Origin of the sequence: Bradyrhizobium sp. WSM471, assembly GCF_000244915.1 — a bacterium.
Lineage (GTDB): Bacteria > Pseudomonadota > Alphaproteobacteria > Rhizobiales > Xanthobacteraceae > Bradyrhizobium.
The window spans coordinates 1,899,894-1,914,640 of record NZ_CM001442.1; the positions used below are offsets into that span (position 1 = coordinate 1,899,894).

Consider the following 14,747-nt stretch of genomic DNA (forward strand, 5'->3'; position numbering starts at 1 on the left):
CCGCCAAATTCAACGACAAACTCTCAGCCCACGCTCGTCGGACGCCAAGCCTCTTGAGGATTGCGCCAATCAACGCCGGACAAAAGGTAGCTCATCTGCGCCTGCGAGATCGACGTCCGCCAGCGACGGCCAGACAGAACGATACCTCTCTCGGGTTTCTTTGTAGACAGGCATGCTCCCTGGCCGTCATGCCAGATCACTTTCAACAAATCACCCCTACGTCCGCGGAAGCAGAACACATGACCACTCAGCGGATCGCGGCGCAGCACCTCTTGCACCTGCAACGACAATGAGGCGAAGCCTTTGCGCATGTCCGTGTGGCCCGTCGCCAACCACACCCGAACTCCCGTAGAGACCGGAATCATTGCGGATCCAGGAAGCGCCCCAACGTCGACGCCTGCATCAACAATGACGCGCGCAATCGACTATCTAACCCCATCCCGCTTTAATAGAGTTAGACGTCCGAAATTCGCGTGCGGATTCCGATCGATGTCGCCCAGGATTCCGAGATGATCTCGCCCACCATTCCGATTTGAAGTCGCCCACCCGTTCCGAAATGATGTCGCCCACCATTCCGGGATGATGTCGCCCGGGTGACGAGGCCTCTTCTGGCTCCCATAGGGTCAACTCTTTCGGCTTTGCGAAGGGGACCCTGGATGCCGACGGAGAGGCTTGCGATGCGCCGTGTGCGCGATGTGATCAGAATGAAGGCGGCCGGGCTGCCGAGCCGCGAGATTGCGCGACGGGTGGGCGCGGCGCCCTCGACGGTGCGCCTGGCGCTCCGGCGGTTCGAGGCCGCGGGCTTGAGCTGGCCGTTGCCAGACGACGTCACCGACACGGTTCTGGAACTTCGCCTGTTCGCGAAGACCGGCAATGGCAACCGTCAGGGTCACCGCCGCATCGCCGAGCCCGACTGGGCGACCGTGCACCGCGAGCTCAAACGCAAGCACGTGACGCTGTCGATCCTGTGGGAGGAATATATCGCCACCGAGCCCGGCGGATACCGGTACTCGCGCTTCTGTGAGCTCTACCGCGCCTGGGAGGGCCGCCTGTCGGTGACGATGCGCCAGGCCCATGCGGCCGGCGACAAGTTGTTCGTCGACTATGCCGGCGATGGCGTGCCGGTGGTGGTCGACCGCCTGACCGGTGAGCGCAGAACGGCGCAGATCTTCGTCGCCGTGCTCGGCGCATCGAGCTTCACCTACGCGCAGGCGACGTGGACGCAGGGGCTCGCCGACTGGATCAGCGCCCATGTTGGCGCCTTCGCGGCGATCGGCGGCATACCGGCGCTGGTGGTGCCCGACAACACCAAGGTCGCGGTCATTAAGGCGAGCCTGTACGACCCGCAGATCAATCGTACCTACGCGGAGATGGCGGCGCATTACGGCACCGCCATCTTGCCGGCGCGGCCGCGCAAGCCGCGCGACAAGGCCAAGGTCGAGCAGGCCGTCCTCATCGTCGAGCGCTGGCTGCTCGGCCGCCTGCGCCATCGCACCTTCTACAGCCTGGCCGAGGTCAATGCGGCGATCGGCGAACTGCTCACGAGGCTGAATGAGGAACGGCCGATCCGGCGGCTCGGCGTGACACGCCGCCGGTTGCTCGAGGAGGTCGACCGGCCGGCGCTCAAGCCATTGCCGGCGTCCCCCTATGTCCTCGCCGAGTGGCGGATCCGCCGCGTCAGTCTCGATTACCACGTCGAGGTGGAGAAGCATTACTACAGCGTTCCGCATCGCTTCGCCCGCGCCGAGGTCGAGGTGCGGTTCACGGCCCGTACCGTCGAGATCTTCCACAAGGGCGAGCGGATCGCCGCGCATCAGCGCATGAGCGGCAATCACAAACACACCACCGTGCCGGAGCACATGGCCTCCAGCCATCGGCGCTACGCCGGCTGGACCATCGCGCGTATCCGCCAGGACGCCGCCGCGATCGGGCCGGCGACCAGCGCGTTGTGCGACCTCATTCTCGACGAGCGCTCGCACCCCGAGCAAGGCTTCCGCGCCTGCCTCGGCATCCTCAGGCTCGCCGCCTCCTATGGGCGCGAACGGCTGGACGCCGCGGCTGCGCGGGCAATCGACATCGGCGCGCGCACCTATGGTTCGGTCAAGTCGATCCTCGCCAACAATCTCGATCGGCGTTCTGCTCACCAGCGTTCCGCGGACGATGCGCCGATCCTGCATGCCAACATCCGCGGACCGCGCTACTACAATTAGGAGATCATCCCTTGCTCACCCATCCGACCCTCGACCGCCTCAACGCCCTCGGCCTCCACGGCATGGCCAAGGCCTTCGCCGACATCGAAGCCACCGGTGAGGCCGCAAGCCTCGGTCACACCGAATGGCTTGCGCTGCTGCTCGAACGTGAAGCCTCGCTGCGGCACGACAAACGGCTCGCCACTCGCCTGCGTTACGCCAAGCTGCGCCAGCAGGCGTGCGTCGAGGACATCGACTACCGCACCCCGCGCGGTCTCGACCGCCCGCTGTTCGCTAAGCTTGTCGAGGGCCGCTGGATCGACGACCACGTCAATCTCCTGATCTGCGGCCCGGCCGGCGTTGGCAAGAGTTGGCTCGCCTCGGCGCTCGGCCACAAGGCCTGTCGCGACAATCGCTCCGTGCTCTATCAGCGCGTCCCGCGACTGTTCGACGATCTGGCGCTCGCCCGCGGCGACGGCCGCCATCCACGCCTGTTGCGCGGCCTTGGCCGTGTCGATCTGCTGATCCTCGATGATTGGGGACTCGAGCCGCTCGACGCCGGTGCCCGTCACGACCTCCTGGAAATCCTCGAAGATCGCTACGGTCATCGCTCCACCATCGTCACCAGCCAGCTCCCCGTGGACCAGTGGCATCTGCTCATTGGAGATCCCACCTATGCCGACGCCGTGCTCGATCGCCTCGTCCACAATGCCCATCGGCTCGACCTCACCGGTGAGAGCCTGCGCCGAACCCGGCAATCCGCCCGAAAGACTTGAGCCCGTGGCGCTGTGGACATGCCGCTGCGCTTGGACAACGCAATCGCGTTGCCCACATGCCCACAGCAACCGCAGAAGAAGAAAAACAGGTTGAAGTCGCGATTCCAGATTGACCACGCGGCTTGACCGATGCCAGAGAACCAGCCGGCCAGAACGCCTCGCCGCTGGGCGAGATCAAATCGGAAAGGTGGGCGACATCGTCTCGGAATCCACGGGCGACTTCATATCGGTACGCCTGGGCGACTTCGTCGGAATCCGCATTCGCGTTCGCGCGCTTGAACGCGATGTGCGCGTGCGATCGCCGATTTCCATCTAGACGGAGCGCTCTGCCAGCCGCAAGAAGTTCATCAGGACGGTGTGCCCCTGATGAGTAAGGATCGACTCTGGATGGAATTGTACGCCAAACGTTAGATGATGGCGATGCGCGATGGCCATAATCTCCCCTTCCTCCGAACGAGCTGTCACTGCGAGCTGCGGATCGGATGCCCCATCGAGTTCAACAACAAGAGAATGATAGCGGCCCACGCAAACTGGCGAAGGGATCTCGTTGAACAGTCCTCGACCAACATGCGTTACGTACGAAGACCGGCCGTGCATAGGACGTCTTGCACGCACCACCCGTCCCCCAAAAACGCTGCCGATGCACTGGTGCCCAAGACAAATGCCGAGAATTGGAATATGACCTGAAAATTGGCGGACAACGGTTGTGGATAATCCGGCCTCAGTTGGAGTGCAGGGGCCGGGCGAGATAACGATAGCGCGTGGCTTCAAGTTAATAATATCGCTGAGACCGACGGCGTCATTGCGGATCACCTCCGTTGCTTCACCAAGTTTGCGGAAATAGCGCGCAATATTGAAGACGAAAGAGTCGTAGTTGTCGATTATGACAATCAAGATACACCGGATGTGACAGCATCAAACGCGTCAAAGATTCGTTGCGCTTTGGCCAGCGTCTCCTCGTATTCGGCCTCCGCGTTGGACATTGCCGTTACACCGCCTCCTGCATGAAAAGCAGCCAGGCCGTTCTCTATCGTTACAGTGCGTATCGCTATATTCGTGTCCATGCGCCGGTTGAAGCCGATGAAGCCGATCGACCCGCAATAGACCTCGCGTGCAACACCCTCGATCTCCGTGATAATTTCCATCGATCGTACCTTTGGGGCCCCAGTAATTGAGCCGCCGGGAAAACAAGCGCAAAGAAGCGAGACAGCATCACGATTTGGTGCAAGCTCACCTGCAACGACCGAGACGAGGTGGTGGACTGAGGCATAGGATTCGAGCTTGCAAAGCGCGGGAACATCGACTGAATCCGCGGTGCAAACGCGCGACAAATCATTGCGCAGAAGGTCGACGATCATCGTGTTCTCAGCCCGGTCCTTTGCGGATGTAACTAGCATTTCGGCTCGACGCTGGTCTTCCCTGGACTCACCAGACCGCGCAATCGTGCCTTTGATGGGGCGCGTTTCGACACGCCTCCCATCAAGCTTTAGGAAGCGTTCCGGGGAGCTCGATGCGATGGTGAGATCGCCATACCGTAGGAGAGCTGCAAACGGGGCCGGATTGAATGCCCGCAGCTGGGAATAGAAATGAAGCGGATCAAATGAGGCTGGTAGCTTGGCGCTGAAGCGCTGCGAGATATTGGCTTGGAACACGTCTCCAGCAAGGATGAGCTCGATAACCCGGCTTACCGCCGCAATGTAGCCCTCCCGACTGAAGTTTGAATGCCACGCGCCCGCTTTGCCCGGCAAGAAATCTCGGGGTGTTTCTGAGCCAGCAAGCAGTCCAACAAATTCGTCCGCTCGTCGGTGTGCGCGCGATCTTCGACGCGCGGAATCCTGCTCCGGCCATCCAGTAGAAACAATCCAGCATCTGTTGTCGCGGTGATCGAAGCTGAGGACCATGTCATAGAAATGCAGCATGGATTGCGGCAAACCCTGACCGGGAATTGCCGGCAGCGGCAGTCGCTCCAATGTCCTATTCAGATCGTAAGCAAAGAAACCGGCCGCACCTCCTTGAAATGGCGGCAGATCGTCGTGATGCTCTTGGGGATATTTATTGAGCAGCTCGCGAAGAGCTGTCCATGGATCTCCGTCGAGAGCCGCTCCGTTGCAGCTCGCTTGCCCGTCATCGACCCTATAGGTGCTGAACGGGTCGCAGGTCAGATACGAGTAGCGTCCGAGCAACTTATGTCGCGCCGCGCTATCCAGAAACGTGAGGTGCGGGCGATGCGCGAGACGTCGCATCGCCGGGACAGGCTCAATCCACTGCAACTCGCGGACATGCATCTCTATCAGCCGCCTGCCGCAAACTCATGAAAACGACTGATCGGGGGCCCACAATCTACAGCTGCCTTTTGCAGGGTAACTCGGGTTATTAAGTCCATTCAGTGCGACACCGGCTCTGTTGATACATAGTAGTCGGCCGCGAACCGTATCTCTCGGAGCGGTCGTACCCGCCTGATCGATTCCTTGTATAGCTCATGCGCTTTGTAGGATGCGAGTTCCATCTCGTTGTCGAACTCACCATAGACCACAACGTCAATTTCGTTTCCTATCTGATCGCTCTTCTGGTTGCGAGCAACCTCGATCCGGCGCGCATGTGGAATTGTGGTCAGAATCGACAATCCCTCCATCATACGATCGATGTGAGCTTTATCCTTGGCAGTAAACAACACGATGTGACGAATCATGGATGAGGGTCGTGATCCTATGACTGGGTCTCTCAATTATCTCGGGATCGGCTTCACCGCAACGGCTGCCGCCACTTCTGTTGGGGCCGACGAGGTCTCCCAGTGTCCCCAACGTGCGCGACATGAGCGAGACTTCGCCATCCGCGCCGCTCCCGCCGGTCTGAACCCGGCCGCACTGCGCTCGGCCTTATCTTCACGAGTCACTGAGCTGGCCGAGCTTGACGACGGATTTCCGCGCCAAAGCACAACTAGGCGCATGATGCGCGCGCGTTTGATGAAAGTTGGCGATTTTTCCCCATTCGGGAGAGCGTAGAAGCTCCGGTTGTGGGCTGCGCCCGACAATCTAGCTAGTGGGAAGCCGATCTTATGGTTGCTGCTGTAGGACACCAGCAGAACGGTAGCAAAACCATTGCTCCGGTCCGCAATGACTGGAAGCTTGCCGAAGCCGAAGCGCTCTATGGCCTTCGATTTTCCGACTTGATGCATCAGGCGCAGAGCATTCATAGCGTGAACTTCGACCCAAATCACGTCGAAACGGGAAGCCTGCTCAGCATAAAGACAGGCAGCTGCCCGGAAGATTGCGGCTACTGCTCACAGAGTGCGCACTACGACACGGGGTTAAAAGCCACCCGCCTGATGGATCCCGACGCCGTGGTAGCGGCGGCGCGGTGCGCCAAGCACGCCGGCGCCACTCGCTTCTGCATGGTGGCGGCTTGGCGTAGTCCAAAAGATCGCGATCTCGATCAGGTCTGCGAGATGGTTAGCGCAGTCAAGGATCTTGGCATGGAGACATGCGTCACGCTTGGCATGCTGACGCCCACGCAGGCTGCTCGGCTCGCCGGGGCTGGGCTCGATTTCTACAATCATAACGTTGATACTTCGCCGGAGTTCTACGGCAAGATAGTCACCACCCGCACCTTGCAGAATCGCATTGCCACCCTGGCGCATGCCCGCGAGGCCGGAATCGAGGTCTGCTGCGGCGGCATTATCGGCATGGGCGAGCGCGTCGAAGACCGGCTCGGCATGCTGGTGCTGCTAGCCAATCTGCCGAGCCATCCGGAAAGCGTTCCGATCAACCTGTGGAATGAAGTCTCGAGTGTGCCCGTCAATGACACCGTTGAGCGCCCCGATCCGATCGCCTTGGTTCGCCTGGTCGCGACCGCCCGGATCATGATGCCGAAGAGCGTCGTCCGGATGTCCGCCGGAAGCCAATATATGACCGATGAACTGCAGGCGCGGTGCTTCCTTGCCGGAGCAAATTCGATCTTCATGGGTGATGTGCTGCTGACCACCAAGAATCCGCAGCGCGACCCTGACGCGAATTTGCTAGTCCGACTCAGCGTCAAATCGAATCTTGCATGAAGCGGATCTGCGAGCGCTCTATGCGCAAAAACGCCAGCTCAGGTGAACAATGAAGATTACTTTGATGAAAGGCAAAATCCACCGGGCATCCGTGACCGAAGCCGATCTGCACTGCGAAGGTTCGATTTCCATTGATCGCGCCCTATCGCAAGCGGCAGGATTTCTGACCAACGAACGCGTTGAAATCTACAACATCGACACTGGAGCGCGGTTTGCCACCAACGTGATCGAAGCGCCGCCAGGGTCGGGCATAATCGGTTTAAATGGTGCGGCCGCGAGACTGGCAATGCCTGGAGACAAGATAATCATTGTTGCATATGCGTTGTTTGATGACGCGGAAGCAAGGACGTTCAGGCCACGCGTCGTGCGGGTCGGCCGGGAAAACCGCATTCTGTCAGACTAGCAACTGCTCGTCGGGTCCCTCGATTTGTGTCCTTTGCGGCCATCAAAGCCGGCTCGTATCTGTCCTCGGAGTGAGCAATGAACCCTGCCGGTATCGGCAATGTCGACACCTATGTTCGGGCCTTGCGTGCCCTGAAAGATGACAACCGCTTGCGAACTCTGAAGCGCCGAGCGGGGGTTGATTTCACCTCGAACGACTACTTGGCGCTCGCGAGCGCGCCGCGTATGAAAAACGCTCTCTTGGCTGCGCTCGAGGCGGGCATACCGATTGGAGCCGGCGGATCACGACTTCTCCGTGGAAATTGCGAGGAGCACGAAAATCTCGAAGCGGAAGCTGCGAGGTTCTTTGGTGCGGAGACGGCGCTTTTCTTTGGGGGCGGATATGTCGCAAACTTCGCTATCCTGACAACGCTGCCGCAGCGCGGCGATCTACTCATACTCGATTCTCTTGTGCACGCGAGTATCCATGAAGGCGCGCGAGCCGGCCGGGCGGAGTTTCGGATAAGCGGTCATAACGATCCCCAATCAGTCGAAGACACCATCCGTGCCTGGCGGTCCGAGGGCGGAATGGGGCGCGTCTGGATCGTCGTCGAAAGTGTCTACAGCATGGATGGCGATTTCGCGCCGCTTAAAGACCTGGTCGCGATCGCGAGCAGGCATGAGGCGTTCCTGATGGTGGACGAGGCGCATGCCACCGGTGTGTACGGAGACCAGGGACGAGGACTAACCGCGCCCTATGAGAAAAGTGAAAATCTGGTGGTCATCCATACCTGCGGCAAAGCTCTGGGCGCTGCGGGGGCACTTGTAACTGCCTCCAAGGCGATGCGCGATTTCATGATCAATCGCTCTCGTCCGTTTATCTTCGCGACTGCGCCATCGCCTTTGATGGCAGTTGGCATCCGCGAGGCGCTGTTGATCTTGCAGCAAGAACCCGAACGGCAGCAGCGCTTGGCAGACTTGGTCGCTTTCACACATCGCGAGATGAAGGCGCGTGGTCTACGATGTCCTTCGGACTCGCACATTGTGCCTTATATCGTCGGCGACAATGCACAAGCGATGCAGCTCGCCTCGGCGATGCAGGAGCGTGGCTTCGATATTCGCGGAATCCGACCGCCAACCGTACCGGCAGGCACAGCCCGATTGCGAATATCATTAACGCTCAACGTTGGAGAGCAGGACGTGCGTACGATGCTCGATGCTCTGATGGAGCAGACCATGGGCTGGCCTCGATGAGCCTGCGGATAGTAGTAACCGGCACAAGTACGGGCATCGGGAAATCGGTGTTCTGCGCAGGGCTCGCCGATCTTATCGGAGCCAATTATTGGAAGCCGATTCAGGCTGGGCTTGACGAAGAGACTGATAGCCAGCTTGTCGCAAAGCTAGGCGGTCTCTCGCCTGATCGTATCGTGCCGGAGGTATATAGGCTTCGAACGCCCGCTTCGCCCCATCATGCCGCCGAGCTTGACGGAATTCGCATCGATATCGATTCGCTCAACCTGCCGGACATTGGGGACCGGCCTCTCGTGATCGAGGGCGCCGGCGGGCTCATGGTGCCCTTAGATGGCGGCACACTCTATGTGGATATCTTCGAGCGATGGCGGCTTCCAGTCGTGCTTTGCGCGAGCACGGCGTTGGGCACGATCAACCATTCGCTGCTGTCGATAGAAGCGCTGCGAAGGCGCCAGATTCCTATTCTCGGGGTTGCATTCATCGGTGATCAAAATGCCGAAACTGAGAACGCAATTTGCGAAATCGGAGGGGTGCGTTGGTTGGGGCGATTGCCGTTGCTTTCTCCGCTCACATCGAAAAGGCTTAAGGTTGCGTTCAAATCCGCATTTCATCCACGACGATTTGAGACCATGAAGCAAAGGAAGACCTCACCCATCTGGCATCCATTTACGCAGCACGCGCTTGAAGGCAAAATGAGCAAGGTCGTGCGTGGCGATGGCGCCTATCTCCACACGGCAGATGGTCGCCGTATCATCGACGCAATCTCATCCTGGTGGGTCGTGACCCATGGTCATTGTCATCCACCGATTGTACGCGCCATTCAAGAACAGGCAGGCAAACTCGACCAGATCATTTTCGCCGGCTATACCCACGATCCCGCTGAGGAAGTTGCAGCACGACTTCTGAGACTTGCTCCGCGCGGCCTTGATTATGTGTTCTTTTCCGACAGCGGCTCAGCTAGTGTGGAAGTGGCAATAAAAATGGCGCTCGGTTATTGGCATCACAGCCGCAAAGAACGAACACGCATTGTGGTGATGCAACATTCGTATCACGGCGATACTGTGGGAGCCATGTCGGTTGGTGCTCGCGGCGTCTTCAATGCAGCGTACGGTCCATTGCTGTTCGACGTTACCTCCATTCCGTTTCCCGCGAAAGGACGAGAGCGGGAAACGCTTAATGCGCTTGCATCTGCATGCCAAAACGAACGTCCGGCGGCCTTTATCGTGGAGCCCCTGATATTGGGGGCAGGTGGCATGCTGATGTATCCGTCCTGGGTGCTCAGAGAGATGAAGCGGATCTGCGAGGTCTCGGACATCCTTTTCATTGCTGATGAAATCATGACAGGCTGGGGCCGCACCGGAACCTTGTTCGCCTGCGAGCACGCGAATGTTACGCCCGATATCGTCTGCTATTCCAAGGGAATCACGGGAGGAGCGCTTCCACTCGCTGTGACACTCTGCCGTGAAGAGATTTTTGAAGCTCACTATTCGAGTGATCGAACGCGTACGTTCTTTCATTCCAGCTCATATACGGCAAACCCGGTCGCCTGTGCCGCTGCAAAGGCGAACTTGGAACTCTGGGAGGTTCCGGAAACCCGTGGCCGCGTGACGTCGGTCGCAGCTATGCAAGAAGAGGCAATCGAGCCCTTCCGCGCCGACACGCGTTTTGAGAACGTCCGTCGGACCGGCACTATCACCGCGCTCGATCTCAAAGTTGACGATGCTGGCTATCTCGCGGGCATAGGTCCAAAGCTTTACTCCTTCTTTAAAGACCGAAATCTGTTGTTACGACCACTCGGGAATACGATCTACGTGATGCCGCCTTATTGCGTAACGGCAGCAGATCTTGACGAAATCTACGCCGGCATTCGAGATGCTGCCGATGCGGTGGACGGACTCTGCGTGTCCGGAGGCTAGCAATCGGGACGGAGCTTTGGTCGTTTGGGCAGCTAGAATGATCATCTCCGAAGTGACCCTCAGTGTCCCAGGAGCCAGGCTCAGACAAGAATTCTACAGCTATTCGGCTGTAAGCAGGCACTAGTGAAGCCGCCCGCCTGGCACCGTCATGGCCCGGAAATGCGATGTGCCCGCCCTCCCGACCAGTAGCAGTGTGCAGAACCGGCATTTGTTGGATGACGAGGGAAGATGGCTAATTGAGCGGAGCCAGGCTCGTTTGCCAGTTTGGCTGGAATCTTGCCTAAAATGCCTAAAATCGCTGAACTCCTGCGCCAGCTTGGCGTGCGTCGAGGACAATGGAGGCGCTTCTCCAATTACAAACGCCGCTATGCAGGTAGACTCAAGTGGTCATCGGATGCGCGTTCAGCTGTGAGCTATTCGCGAAATCTAGCTCGGTAAGCCGCGTGGGCCTTTTGCCTCTCGAAAGTTGAAGGGCGCTGGCGGAACGAGTCTGGCTTGCTTGCTGTGACTGCATCCAATCAGACGGACCACATCGAAGAGTCCGCGTGCCCATCGCGGGCGCTGCCTTCGAGAGATTGGTGGCGTTCATGGCTGTTGCCCGCGTTTTATGTCCATGAACCATTGCGTTTGTGGATCGTCCGGCAACTTGAGTCTCTGAGAGCGAAAGTGGATTGATGCAGATGTCCGGGCTCGACGTTATTGCGCCGCTCTTTGTTTCGGCAAACCGGCCTGAGCGGTTCAAGGAGGCCGCCGCTTCGGGGGCGGACGCCGTCATTCTGGACCTCGAGGATGCGGTCCCGCCGGAGGCAAAACGCGAAGCGCGTCGATCCCTTCACCTCTACCTTGGTCTTTCGAATCATTCCGTCCTCGTGCGCATCAACGAAATGGGTAGCCCCTGGCATAGCGATGACGTGGCGCTCGTCTCTTCGCTTCCCATCGATGGAGTTGTCCTTCCAAAGGCGGAAAAAGGCAGGCCCCTGTTGCGGTTGGCAGCTGATCTAAGGCGGCGCCTACCGATAATTGCGCTCATTGAGACAGCCCGTGGGCTCAGGGATGCCTTCGAAATTGCGGCGTTCCCCGGAATAAATCGACTAGCTTTCGACTCTATCGATTTCTTCGCCGAACTGGGGTGCTCCCACACCCGTGAAGCCTTGCTTTTCGCGCGATCCAGTCTGGTGCTTGCCTCCCGACTTGCAGCAAAAGTGCCTCCACTTGATGGCGTCACGACCTCGGTCGATGACGCTGACCTTGCGAGGGAAGACGCCCGCTATGCCCGCGATCTCGGATTCGGCGGAAAACTCGCGATCCATGCTCGTCAGATTGGGCCAATTAGCGCAGGTTTTCGCCCCGACGAAGGAGAAATCGCCTGGGCACACAAGGTGCTTACGGCGGGGGAGGGCGCGGTTGCAGTCGATGGCACCATGGTCCATACCCCGGTCCGAAACCATGCTCGCTCTATTCTTGCCAGAGCGAAAACTGCGCCGCTCCGCTGAAAGCTGAAGGTTTGATGGCGGCGGCAGTCGATGAGATCAGCCCAGCACTGGATAGATCGGAATCTAGCATGAGCTACACTTCGGAGCCGCACATTGAACGCGTCACGATTCCTGTTCTGCAGCGATGGAAGGAGCAAAAGCGTCGTATCGTAATGAGCACCGCTTACGATGCGGTTACGGCACGTATCGCCGATCCCATCGTCGACATTATCCTTATCGGTGATAGCGTCGGAAACGTCTGCCTCGGATTCGAAGACACTTTGCCGGTCAGCATGGCGATGATGAAACATCACCTCGAAGCTGTCGTGCGCACAAGGCCCCGCGCCTTGCTCGTTGCCGATATGCCCTTTCTAAGCTTTCATCTCGGTATCAAGGAGACGATACGCAACGCGGGCGATTTTGTGCGGCGTGGCGCCGCCGCCGTGAAACTGGAGGGTGGTGCCAATCGTGTGGAGACAGTCCGCGCCCTGGTCGACTGCGAAATTCCTGTCATGGGCCATCTTGGCCTCACTCCGCAGAGCGTCAATGTCATGGGTGGATTCAAGGTACAGGGCCAGAGAGCCGACGACGCCATACGCCTGCTCGACGATGCGCGCAGACTCCAGGAGGCAGGATGCTTCGCGCTGGTCTTGGAGGGCATCCCCGCCGAACTCGGTGCACGAGCGACCGAATCCCTGACGATACCGACAATTGGGATCGGTGCAGGACCGGAGTGCTCGGGTCAAGTCCTGGTATTCCATGATGTGCTGGGCTTGACAGAAGGCCGTCGTCCCAGATTCGTTCGCGCCTATGTAGAGGGCTTTAAGTTATTGCAGGAGGCGCTGTCACGCTGGGCCGCGGACGTCCGCAATGGCACATTTCCGACCCTGCAGGAATCCTATCGGCTTCCCAAAGGCCTCGAAGACCAGATCTCAAACTGGACGCGTTCGAATTCACCCTGACGTGGAAATCGACATGGAAACGATTACAACGCTCGCCGGGCTTCGTTTGGCTCTCGCGAAAGCTCGCAAGGCTGGCAGGCGCGTCGGGTTCGTCCCGACGATGGGTTACCTGCACGAGGGTCATTTGGCGCTGGTCGAGGCAAGCCGGGCGCAAAGCGACGCTACGGTCGTAAGTATCTTTGTAAATCCCACTCAGTTTGGGCCGAATGAGGATCTCAGCACGTATCCGCGCGACTTTCTTCGTGATGAAAGGCTGTGCCGAGATGGGGGTGTCTCGATCGTCTTTGCACCGGATCCGCGGGAGGTCTATCCCGGAGGCTTTGAGACCTTTGTCGAACCAGGCGAACTCTCAAAGCCGTTGTGTGGAGCTTTCAGGCCGGGGCACTTTCGCGGTGTAGCGACGGTCGTGTGCAAGCTGCTCAATATGGTGCAGCCAGATGCCGTGTTCTTGGGACAAAAGGACTTTCAGCAATGCGCTGTCGTGCGTCGGATGGCCACGGATCTCAACTTTCCAGTCGAGATCATCACGGTGCCAACTGTTCGAGAACCGGACGGTCTCGCGATGAGCAGTCGCAATCGTTATCTAAACGACGAACAGCGCCAGCGCGCCCTTTGCATTAGCCGCGCTCTCTTCGCGGCAGACGCCAAATTCCGAGCAGGCGAGCGCGAGGTCGACGTTCTCGTAGCAATTGCCAGGCGTCATTTGGATCAAGTCGATCCGCTGCATTATGTGGAGCTCGTCGATGCCGACACTCTGAAACCCGCCGCGAGCCCCCTCAGCCATCCTGCGGCTCTTTGCGTGGCAGCCCACGTCGGCGGGACCCGGCTGATTGATAATGTGGTCCTTAACCCGGAAGCGGATGCGCCGGCACCGTCGAAGACCGTACCGGAATTACATTGGCTCGACGACCGAGTACAGGACACACTGACCTGCGACCGGATGTCGATGCCTTCATCGTAAAGACAGCCGAGCCGAACGGTCCGGTGAGATTGCGATAGGCGATCTTCGACAAGCAAGTCGAGCATATCGTCGACGGGACGCACGACCAATAGGGCAACACTCTACGACGACACGGACGCCGCACTTCTGGCTTGACAAGAAATCGGGCAAGATTGCTTCGATGTAGCGCTGCGGCATCGCGATCGGCCGATGTGCAATTGGCTGCGATTAGCCTTGGCGGTTCATAGGGCATTACGATTCCTTCCGAAGCCCAATCAGTCAATCTCAAGATCGACAGGCCAAGGGCGACGTTCGCCGAATGAAAAAGGCTGCCAACTGTGACTGGCCTATGAGTATTGTGGGCAGACCACTGGCAGCGGTGCCGCGCCGGGCTTTCGGGGAGGATAACCGGTGCAGAAATTCTTGATGCAGTACGGATTTTTGCCGCTTCCGCACTTTTGGCACCGGGTGACGCAGTCCTCGTAGGTCACTCCGGGACGTATCTGCTCAATCAGCATAGGTTCTCGATGACTTTTTTGAGCCAGTGCTGAACCGACGAGTAACCCGGCAAGGAGTAGTCCAATCGCGTATTTCATGTGCGCCTCCTGTCGTGAAGTAGGATTCGATACAGACGGCGTCAAGGCAAGTTCACAGCTAAGGTGCTAACGAGACCGCTTCCTGCGCGGGATTCAAGCAGCTCAGAATGGCACGTCAACGTTCTCGCCCGCTCTCTAAGTATTTTGATCGGATCCCGTCCATCCCGGCGGGCCGAGCAAAAAGGTGGTCTCATAGATTGCTGGCGATCGGAG

General features: G+C 58.9%; 13 protein-coding genes and 1 pseudogene. 10 read left to right on the top strand and 4 right to left on the bottom strand.

All coding sequences use genetic code 11. The features are described from left to right. Positions 1 to 23: 23 nt before the first annotated feature. Positions 24 to 365 carry an IS66 family insertion sequence element accessory protein TnpB gene (gene tnpB, locus BRA471DRAFT_RS36575; protein ID WP_007606167.1) on the bottom strand — a complete coding sequence of 114 codons (342 nt, stop codon included), beginning with the start codon at positions 363 to 365 and terminating at the stop codon, positions 24 to 26. A 312-nt stretch (positions 366 to 677) separates the two neighbouring features. On the opposite strand from tnpB, the gene istA reads away from it, so the two are divergent. Both istA and istB read left to right on the top strand, forming a co-directional pair. After that, positions 678 to 2,210 (top strand): IS21 family transposase, encoded by a 1,533-nt coding sequence (gene istA, locus BRA471DRAFT_RS08310; RefSeq protein ID WP_083843304.1) that lies wholly within the window; start codon positions 678 to 680, stop codon positions 2,208 to 2,210. 11 nt (positions 2,211 to 2,221) lie between these two features. Continuing rightward, positions 2,222 to 2,965 (top strand): IS21-like element helper ATPase IstB, encoded by a 744-nt coding sequence (gene istB, locus BRA471DRAFT_RS08315; protein ID WP_007605871.1) that lies wholly within the window; start codon positions 2,222 to 2,224, stop codon positions 2,963 to 2,965. Positions 2,966 to 3,277: 312 nt separating this feature from the next. On the opposite strand, the gene BRA471DRAFT_RS08320 is transcribed toward istB, so the two are convergent. The 3 genes from BRA471DRAFT_RS08320 to BRA471DRAFT_RS08330 form a co-directional block, all read right to left on the bottom strand. Further along, positions 3,278 to 3,859: an aminodeoxychorismate/anthranilate synthase component II gene (locus tag BRA471DRAFT_RS08320; protein ID WP_007606170.1), complete on the bottom strand. Its 582-nt coding sequence runs from the start codon at positions 3,857 to 3,859 to the stop codon at positions 3,278 to 3,280. Continuing rightward, the gene (gene pabB / locus BRA471DRAFT_RS08325; RefSeq protein WP_007606172.1) at positions 3,856 to 5,250 is read right to left on the bottom strand and encodes an aminodeoxychorismate synthase component I; all 1,395 of its coding nucleotides are present in this window, start codon (positions 5,248 to 5,250) and stop codon (positions 3,856 to 3,858) included. Before pabB ends, BRA471DRAFT_RS08320 begins: the two co-directional genes overlap by 4 nt. 98 nt (positions 5,251 to 5,348) lie before the next feature. Next, positions 5,349 to 5,654, bottom strand: a complete 306-nt coding sequence (locus tag BRA471DRAFT_RS08330) for a Dabb family protein (protein WP_007606174.1) — start codon at positions 5,652 to 5,654, stop codon at positions 5,349 to 5,351. A 366-nt stretch (positions 5,655 to 6,020) separates the two neighbouring features. On the opposite strand from BRA471DRAFT_RS08330, the gene bioB reads away from it, so the two are divergent. The 8 genes and pseudogenes from bioB to panC all read left to right on the top strand — a co-directional run bounded on the left by bioB (position 6,021) and on the right by panC (position 13,959). Next, positions 6,021 to 7,016: a biotin synthase BioB gene (gene bioB, locus BRA471DRAFT_RS08335; RefSeq protein ID WP_007606176.1), complete on the top strand. Its 996-nt coding sequence runs from the start codon at positions 6,021 to 6,023 to the stop codon at positions 7,014 to 7,016. 49 nt (positions 7,017 to 7,065) lie between these two features. Next, positions 7,066 to 7,419 carry an aspartate 1-decarboxylase gene (gene panD / locus BRA471DRAFT_RS08340; RefSeq protein WP_007606192.1) on the top strand — a complete coding sequence of 118 codons (354 nt, stop codon included), beginning with the start codon at positions 7,066 to 7,068 and terminating at the stop codon, positions 7,417 to 7,419. A gap of 77 nt (positions 7,420 to 7,496) precedes the next feature. After that, positions 7,497 to 8,651 carry an 8-amino-7-oxononanoate synthase gene (locus tag BRA471DRAFT_RS08345; RefSeq protein ID WP_007606195.1) on the top strand — a complete coding sequence of 385 codons (1,155 nt, stop codon included), beginning with the start codon at positions 7,497 to 7,499 and terminating at the stop codon, positions 8,649 to 8,651. Next, positions 8,648 to 9,166: pseudogene (gene bioD, locus BRA471DRAFT_RS39560) on the top strand (dethiobiotin synthase); the annotation flags it as partial. The gene BRA471DRAFT_RS08345 and the pseudogene bioD, both read left to right, overlap by 4 nt. A 111-nt stretch (positions 9,167 to 9,277) precedes the next feature. Beyond that, the gene (locus BRA471DRAFT_RS08350) at positions 9,278 to 10,564 is read left to right on the top strand and encodes an adenosylmethionine--8-amino-7-oxononanoate transaminase (protein ID WP_035974775.1); all 1,287 of its coding nucleotides are present in this window, start codon (positions 9,278 to 9,280) and stop codon (positions 10,562 to 10,564) included. A gap of 680 nt (positions 10,565 to 11,244) precedes the next feature. Continuing rightward, entirely contained in the window at positions 11,245 to 12,057 is an 813-nt protein-coding gene (locus BRA471DRAFT_RS08355; RefSeq protein ID WP_007606197.1) for a CoA ester lyase, read from the top strand. Between the two features lie 68 nt (positions 12,058 to 12,125). Then, on the top strand, positions 12,126 to 12,998 hold the full coding sequence (gene panB / locus BRA471DRAFT_RS08360) for a 3-methyl-2-oxobutanoate hydroxymethyltransferase (protein ID WP_007606198.1): 873 nt from the start codon (positions 12,126 to 12,128) through the stop codon (positions 12,996 to 12,998). Between the two features lie 13 nt (positions 12,999 to 13,011). Further along, entirely contained in the window at positions 13,012 to 13,959 is a 948-nt protein-coding gene (gene panC, locus BRA471DRAFT_RS08365) for a pantoate--beta-alanine ligase (protein WP_007606199.1), read from the top strand. Positions 13,960 to 14,747 lie beyond the last annotated feature (788 nt).